The sequence below is a fragment of the Streptomyces sp. FH025 genome (assembly GCF_017427025.1).
GTDB lineage: Bacteria > Actinomycetota > Actinomycetes > Streptomycetales > Streptomycetaceae > Kitasatospora.
This window is the reverse complement of sequence record NZ_JAFLNG010000572.1, coordinates 1-5,120: the sequence shown is the minus strand read 5'-3', so window position 1 is coordinate 5,120 and position 5,120 is coordinate 1. Positions and strand designations below refer to the sequence as shown.

5 protein-coding genes are annotated in these 5,120 nt (G+C 73.1%); 2 read left to right on the top strand and 3 right to left on the bottom strand.

Annotated features, from left to right (window positions below; all coding sequences use genetic code 11):
- Positions 1–369: transglycosylase family protein (locus J0670_RS40065; RefSeq protein ID WP_207814772.1), on the bottom strand; the 369-nt coding region annotated here is incomplete at its 3' end.
- Positions 370–742: 373 nt separating this feature from the next.
- Here J0670_RS40065 and J0670_RS29610 point away from each other — a divergent pair.
- Complete coding sequence (locus J0670_RS29610) at positions 743–2,341, top strand: metallophosphoesterase family protein (RefSeq protein ID WP_207814771.1); 1,599 nt, start codon at positions 743–745, stop codon at positions 2,339–2,341.
- A gap of 62 nt (positions 2,342–2,403) precedes the next feature.
- Here the strand turns inward: J0670_RS29610 and J0670_RS29605 are convergent, their stop codons facing one another.
- Entirely contained in the window at positions 2,404–3,357 is a 954-nt protein-coding gene (locus J0670_RS29605) for a Gfo/Idh/MocA family protein (protein WP_207814770.1), read from the bottom strand.
- A gap of 110 nt (positions 3,358–3,467) precedes the next feature.
- Positions 3,468–4,076 carry a TetR/AcrR family transcriptional regulator gene (locus J0670_RS29600; RefSeq protein ID WP_207814769.1) on the bottom strand — a complete coding sequence of 203 codons (609 nt, stop codon included), beginning with the start codon at positions 4,074–4,076 and terminating at the stop codon, positions 3,468–3,470.
- A gap of 62 nt (positions 4,077–4,138) precedes the next feature.
- On the opposite strand from J0670_RS29600, the gene J0670_RS29595 reads away from it, so the two are divergent.
- Positions 4,139–5,026 (top strand): alpha/beta fold hydrolase, encoded by an 888-nt coding sequence (locus tag J0670_RS29595; RefSeq protein WP_243437703.1) that lies wholly within the window; start codon positions 4,139–4,141, stop codon positions 5,024–5,026.
- Positions 5,027–5,120: the final 94 nt, after the last annotated feature.

The following is a 5,120-nucleotide window of genomic DNA, read 5'->3' as shown; positions in this document are numbered from 1 at the left end:
GGCACCGCAGACCGGCCAGGGGGAGAGGCCGCGGCGGTCGGCCAGGTGTTCGGCCACCGCGATCTGCTCCTCGCGGCTGGCGAGGTCGGCGCGCGAGGCGTAGGCGAGGCCGCCGTTCGCGCGCCAGGTGGACTGGTCGAACTGGAGGCCGCCGAAGTAGCCGTTGCCGTTGTTGATGTGCCAGTCGCCGCTGCTCTCGCAGGCGGCCACGCGGTCCCAGTCGTACCCCCCGCCGTCCGATCGGCCCCCGTGGTCGGTCCCGGTGCCGCGGCCCGGCGGCGCTGCCTGGGCCGCTGGGGCGGCGAAGGCGACGGTGAAGGCGCAGAGCGCGGTGGGGACGATGCGGCGCAGATGAGCGGTGGGAGGCATGGGCGGCTCTCAGGTTCGGGGACAAGGCGTACGTCGCCCGGGGCGACGCACTCCCACCCATGCACGCCGGGAGGGGCGTGCGGCCGTCGACACGTCCGAGAGGTCACCCGCCCGGCGGCCCGGCACCACCCCGGCGGCCCGCGGCCATCCGGCCGTCACCCCTCCGCGGACGGCGAACTGTCAGGGCGGCCGGCACGGCTCTCGACGAAGGGCGCGCACCGGCGATGACGAGCGTTCAGGACCGGACGGCGGTGCGGCCGGCGTGGAGCAGCGTTCAACTGCCGTTCGCCGAACGCACGGTCGAGCGTGGTGTGGACGTACCCCCCGACTGGGAGCCTCCTGGGCGTTTCTCGGAGCCCAGGAGGCGGCAGTGGTGACACAACCTTCTCGTAGAACGGTCCTTCGGACGGGTACGGCCGTCGGCGCGCTCGCCGCGCTGCCCGCGTCCACCCTGCTGTGGACCCAGCCGGCCGTGGCCGGCACCCCCGGAGCGGAGCAGATCCACCTCCAGTGGGGCAACGAGCCGTCCCGCGAGATGACCGTCTCCTGGGCGACCGCCGCCTCGGTGCGGCGCCCCCGGGTGCGGATCGGCACCCCGAAGGGCGGGGCGGGCCGCACCGTGGACGCGCACAGCCGCAGCTACGTCGACGGGCTCAACAAGGTCGAGACCTTCACCCACCACGCCCGCCTGGAGGGCCTGCGGCCCGACACGACGTACGTCTACGAGGTGCTGCACGACGGCGCCGACCCGGTGCGCGGCACCTTCCGCACCGCGCCCGCGCGCGGCCGGGCCGCCTTCCGCTTCACCAGCTTCGGTGACCTCGGCACCGGTGACAACGTGTTCAAGAAGTCCTCGATCCACGGCGCGGCGGCCGTCCGCCAGGTCGAGCAGTTCGCCCCGCTGTTCCACCTGCTCAACGGCGACCTCGCGTACGCCAACAACAACCCGCAGCTCCAGCCGCAGGCCTGGAACGCGTTCATGAACAACCTGGCCAAGTCGGCCGCCAACCGCCCGTGGATGCCCGCGCCCGGCAACCACGAGGTCGAGGCCGGCGGCGGGGACCTCGGGTACGCCTCCTACCTGACCCGCTTCGAACTGCCCGACAACGGCACCCGGGACTACTGCGGCAACTGGTACAGCTTCCAGGTCGGCTCCGTCCTCTTCGTCAGCCTGGACGGCAACGAGATCGCCGTCGAGGACGACGCCAGCCTCGACCCGGCCACCGGCCGGTCGATCTACATCAGCGACTACAGCGAGGGCGCCCAACTACGGTGGCTGGAGCGGGTGCTGAAGCGTGTCCGGGCCGGTCGCCAGGTGGACTGGATCGTCGCCAACCTGCACCAGTTCGCGATGTCCTCCTCGGCCGCCAGCCACGGCGGTGACATGGGCGTCCGGGAGAAGCTGCTGCCGCTGCTCGAGCGCTACTCCGTCGACCTCGTGCTGGCCGGCCACGACCACGACTACGAGCGCACCCACCCCGTGCGCGGCACCGAGCCGGGCGGCCTGCTCACCCCGGCCGTCGTCGACGACGACCTGCGCCGGATCGACACCTCGCAGGGCACCGTCCACCTGATCCTGGGCGGCGGCGGCACCGCCGGGCGCGACGACGTCTACCTGCCCGCCGACGAGGACGGCGTCCGCGAGGCCACCGTCCGCACCCAGCGCCTCACCTTCAAGGCCGACCCTGACGCGAAGGAGAAGGCCCACTGGTCGGCCGTCACCGACCCGGACACCACGCACCCCTACGGCGTGGCGGTCTTCGACGTCGACCCCGGGCTGGTCCCGGGCGGCCGGACCACCATCACCGTCAGCTACTACCACTCCGCCCCGGCCACCGCCGCCAACCCCTTCCCGACGCCGGTGCTGTTCGACCGCTTCACCCTGTACCGCGACCGCAGCGACGGCTGGGGCGACGACGACCAGGGCGAGGACGAGAACGACGACGCCGAGGTGGCCGCCGGCCGCCGGTAGCGTGCCTCGTGTCGGGGCCCGTCGCGTCCGAGGCGCGGCGGGCTCCTCCCGTTCCTCCGCGGCTAGCGTCCTTCGGGCACCGCGCGGTGGATCGCGGTGATCGTCGCGGCGGCGTCGAAGCCGAGGACCGGATCGGGCCGGTCGGAGAGCAGGCTGGCGTAGAGCGGGCGGTAGTGGGCGACCTTCCGCGGGGTGCGGCCGTCGTTGCCGAAGACCGCCAGCAACTCGCCTCCCCGGGCGGCGAATCCGGTCATGGCGGTGTGGTCGATCCAGATCTCCACGCCGGAGCGGCCGAGCACCAGGCTGCTCTCCTTGCTGCTGGAGCCGGTCAGCCAGCTGCTGCGCAGACGAGCCGAGCCGGCCTCGCCCCGGGAACGGAATCCCACCGTGCACCACGCACTCGCGCCGCCGTCCGCCTGCTGTGCCGAGGTGAGTTCGGTGAGCTCCACGAAGCGGGTGAGCATGCTGAGTTGGTTCACCCCGGAGTCCATCCAGCTGGAGACGTACGAGGCGAAGGCTTCGGGCCCGCGAAGGACGTAGGGGTCGTAGAAGGCCGAGGTGATGGCCGTGACGGGCCCCCAGTCCGGGTTCGCGGCCAGCAGCTCCGCCGCCCAGTCGACCTCGGGGGAGAAGGCGAAGTGGTGGGCGGTGAACACCCGGCCCCGTATGTCGGCCTTCCCGTCCAGCTCGCGCAGCCCCGCGAGGGAGGCGAGGTCGTGGACGAGGGGCTTCTCCACGAGCACTCTGGCCGTGGACTGGAGGAGGGCCAGGACCGTCAGCTCGGCGTGCGTCTCCGTCGGGGTGGTGAGGACGACCAGGTCCGGCCGGTGCGCGTCGAGCGCCTGGGTGAGGTCGCGGTAGTGGGGCGGCGTGGCGCCCCGGAACTCCACCGGCCCGACCGGCCGTGAGTCGACCGTGAACTCCAGGGCCACATCGTCTCGTTCGGCCAGGACGGCGAGGTGGGTCTCGGCGATGATGCCGACTCCGACCAGGCCGACGCGTACCGGATCGGTCATGGGGTCTCTTCCCTTCGTCCGACAGTGGTGCCGGGTCGTCGCCCGCGCCGAGGTCCCGCTGATCGTAGCCCTCCGCGGGTGTCCGCCGTCCTCCTCCTGCGGCCGCCTCCTCAGGCGCGGGCGGGGAGGATCCGGTCGAGGTGGTAGCGGAGGACGGCCGTCGCGTCCTCCGCCGTGCGCTGGTCGAGCAGGACGCTCAGGCCGAGGCCGGCGGAGACGGCGAGGAGGACGACGGCCTCCTGGCGGGGGTCGAGGTGGGGGGCGGCGTCTCCGGCCTCCCGGGCCGCCGTCAGCTGGGCGGCCAGGAAGGCCTCCATCTCGTCGGGGGCGGCGAGGAAGGGCTGCCCGGCGAGCGCCGGGTCGGTGACGGACAGGACCGCGTACTCGGTGTAGATGAGGTGGAAGGCCCGGCTCTCCTCGCCGGTGGGGACGGCTTCGAGCAGGACCGCCTCGATGATGCCGCGCGGGTCGGTGGTGGCGCCGGTCGCGCGGACGCGGTTGCGGACGCGCTCGCCCATGCGGAGGGCGAGGCGGGTCATGGCGGCGAGGAGCAGCTGTTCCTTGGTGTCGAAGTAGTACTGCACGAGGCGCACGGAGACGCCGGCCTCGACGGCGACGGAGCGCATGGTGACGGAGTGCAGGCCGCTGCTCGCCGCTGAGCGGAGCAGGGCGTCGATGATGTGGGCCCGCCGCTCCTCGTGATCCACCAGCTTGGGCATCGAGGTCCGTTCCTTCCGGATATTTTTGTGGTACAACCATACCATCAAATCCGGGAGGAAGCATGACCAGGACCAGCGTCGGGCACTTCGTCAGCGAGGCGGCCCGCGCCAAATTCCTTGAGGCGTACGACCGGGCGATGGAGCTGTGGCCGGGACCGCGCCGGGAGCTGGACGTCGAGACGAGCTACGGGACCGTCCACGTCCACCACTACGGGCCGAGCGAGGGCGAGCCGATCGTGCTGTTGCACGGCCACGCCGGGCACCCGTCCAACTGGTACCCGCAGATCGCGGCGCTGGGCGAGCGGCACCCCGTGTACGCGATCGACACCCTGGACGACCCCGGTCGCAGCGTCCAACGCGCCGTCGCGGCGGGGCCGGAGGAGAACGCGGCCTGGCTGGGCGAGGTCCTCGCCGGGCTCGGGCTGGAGCGGATCCACCTGGTCGGGGTGTCCTACGGCGGCTGGCTGGCGCTCAACCAGGCGATCCGCGCGCCCGAGCGGCTCGCCTCCGTGGCGCCGCTCGACCCGGGCGGGATCGAGAAGGTCCCGGCGCGGTTCTACGTCCACATGGTCGGCGGCCTGTTCGGCATGCTGGCCCCGCGGCCGCTGCGCCCGGCCGTCGGCCGGCTGCTGGCGAACCCGGCGCTCAGCGCGCCGCGCGAGATGATCGCACCGCTGATGCTCGCCATGCGCGGCTACAAGCCGAACAGCCGACCGGCGGCCCGGCCGTTCACGGACGAGGAGTTGGCGTCCGTCCGGCTGCCCGTGCTGGTGCTGGCCGGGAAGCGCAGCGCGCTGCTCCGGCCGCGCCGGGTGGTGGAGCGGGTCACCGCGCTGATCCCGGGGGCGCGGGCGGAGATCGTGGAACGCGCCGGGCACGGGCTGAACCTGGAGCGGCCCGAGCTGGTCAACGAGCGGCTGCTGGGCTTCATCGGTGCTGTGGGGCGGTAGCGGCGGGCGGCGGGCAGGGGGGACGACCTGGCGCGGCCCGGCGCCCTTGGGGCAGACGTTCGTCCGGCCGGAGACGTGCAGGGTGGCACCCGGT